The organism is Protofrankia sp. Cas8 (assembly GCF_963555845.1).
In the GTDB taxonomy this organism is placed as follows: Bacteria; Actinomycetota; Actinomycetes; order Frankiales; family Frankiaceae; genus Protofrankia.
On record NZ_CAUVXI010000311.1, the window covers coordinates 2361 to 4474 of the forward strand.

Below are 2114 nucleotides of genomic sequence, written 5' to 3' on the forward strand. Positions count from 1 at the left end.
CTGTGCTCGACGGCGGTGGCGCCGGCGGTGGCTACGCCCTGAACCTGCTGGGAGCGGGCTACTGGAAGCTCCAGGGGTTCACCGTGACAGAGGCGACCAAGGGCGTGGTCCTCGACGGTTCCAGCCACGTGACGATCGACGGTCTGTACGTGCACGACATCGGGCAGGAAGGCATCCATCTGCGGGCGTTTTCCAGCTATGACGTGGTAACCAACTGCCTGGTGGAGAACACCGGAGTGAAGACCGCCAGCTTCGGCGAGGGCGTCTACCTGGGGTCGGCTGTCTCCAACTGGGGCCGCTACACAGGTGGCAAGCCGGACACCTCGAACTACAACCAGGTGATCGGAAACACCATCCGTCACACCGGCGCCGAGAACATCGACATCAAGGAAGGTACGACCGGAGGCGTGATCCAGAACAACTCCTTCGACGCGGTCGGTATGTCGGGGAGCTGGGCGGACTCCTGGATAGACGTGAAGGGCAACAATTATATGATCATCGGTAACAAGGGCACGGTGAGCGGGCCGTCGGCGCTCCAGGACGGCTTCCAGACCCACACGATCAACACCGACGGTGTGGCGGTGGGCTCCGGCGAAGGAAACGTCTTCACCGACAATGTCGCCGACCTCGGAGGAGCGTCCGGTGTCGGCTTCTGGGTTCAGAATCCGCGGACGTCGAACAACAAGGTCAACTGCACATCCAACAAGGTGATCGGAGGTACCGGTTTCGTGTCCAAGGACGTGACCTGCGTCAATTCATAATCCATGACGTGTTCGCCACAACAGTGGCGGGTCCGGGTCACGACCACACACCGCCGGCCATGACCCGGACAAGGTGAAGATCGACGTCGAGGACGACGAGGTCGGCGGCCAGGCCCACGGCGATCGCTCCGCACGTGTTGGACAGGCCGAGCACGCGGGCCGGGTTCGTCGCCGCCGCGGCAGCTGCGACCTCGATCGGGATGCCGGCGTCGAGGACCGCCCGGCGCAGGGCGTCGTCCATCGTGAGTGTGCTGCCGGCAAGCACGCCCGAACGCGCCAACCGCGCCTGGCCGTCGCGCACCCGCACGGCCTGGCCGCCGAGGATGTAGTCACCGTCACCGGCGCCGGCCGCATCGATGGCATCGGTGACCAGAACGAGCCGATGCCGATCGCGCGCGACCATCCGGGTGATGGACGGGTGTACGTGCACACCGTCGTTGATCAGCTCGCAGGCGACGTCGGCGTCGGCGCCGGCGTCGAGAGCGGCCCCGACCGGGCCCGGCGCTCGATGGTGCAGCGGCGGCATGGCGTTGAACAGGTGGGTGGTCAGGGTCGCGCCGGCTGCGAACGCGGCGACGGCCTGGTCGTAGGTGGCGTCGGTGTGCCCGATCGCGGCCACGATGCCGCCGTCCACGGCATCGGCGATGATCTCAGCGGCGCCGGGCAGTTCCGGTGCGACCGTGATGACGCGCAGCGTTCCCCGGGCCGCGCGGACCAGCCGGACGAACACCGCCCGGTCCGGGTCGAGCAGATGGTCAGGGGCCTGCGCGCCACAGCGCGCAGGCGCGAGGAACGGCCCCTCCAGATGCGCCCCGAGCACGTGACCGTCGGCGCACGGACCCCGCTCAACCAGGTCGGCCACCCATGACAGCTGCTCGGCGAGGTCCTCGACAGGCGCGGTGACCAGCGACACGAGCGTGCCGGTGGTGCCGTGCGCGCGGTGGAACGCGACCGCCGCGGCCATCGCCGCCGCTGAGGTGGCGACGTCGTGACCGCCGCCGCCGTGCACATGCAGATCGATGAATCCCGGCAACAGCCAGGCGCCGTCGAGATCGGTGACGGACTGCCCGGCCGCCCTCGCGGGCACGCCGGTACCGACCGCGGCGATGCGGCCACGGCGAACTTCGATCCACCCTGGATCCAGGACACCTTCGGGAGTCACCACCCTGGCTCCGGCCAGTACACACTGTGGCACGCACATGGGCATCCTCCCGCGAGTCACACCGGCCACACCCCCGCCACCAACCGCCGGCTCGCTGGCTGCCCGGGCCCCGGTCAAGGACGTCCGGTCGCATCCACGGTAGGGAAGACGGCGGTAGGGACGACGGCGGGGAGGATAACGGGGACCGTTAA

The 2114-nt window shown here is 68.4% G+C and carries 2 protein-coding genes; one reads left to right on the forward strand and one right to left on the reverse strand.

The features are described from left to right. Positions 1-761: right-handed parallel beta-helix repeat-containing protein (locus U9977_RS25935; RefSeq protein WP_322751905.1), on the forward strand; the 761-nt coding region annotated here is incomplete at its 5' end. Positions 762-798: 37 nt separating this feature from the next. Here the strand turns inward: U9977_RS25935 and nagA are convergent. Beyond that, positions 799-1968, reverse strand: coding sequence for an N-acetylglucosamine-6-phosphate deacetylase (gene nagA, locus U9977_RS25940; protein ID WP_322751906.1), 1170 nt, complete (start codon positions 1966-1968; stop codon positions 799-801). Positions 1969-2114 lie beyond the last annotated feature (146 nt).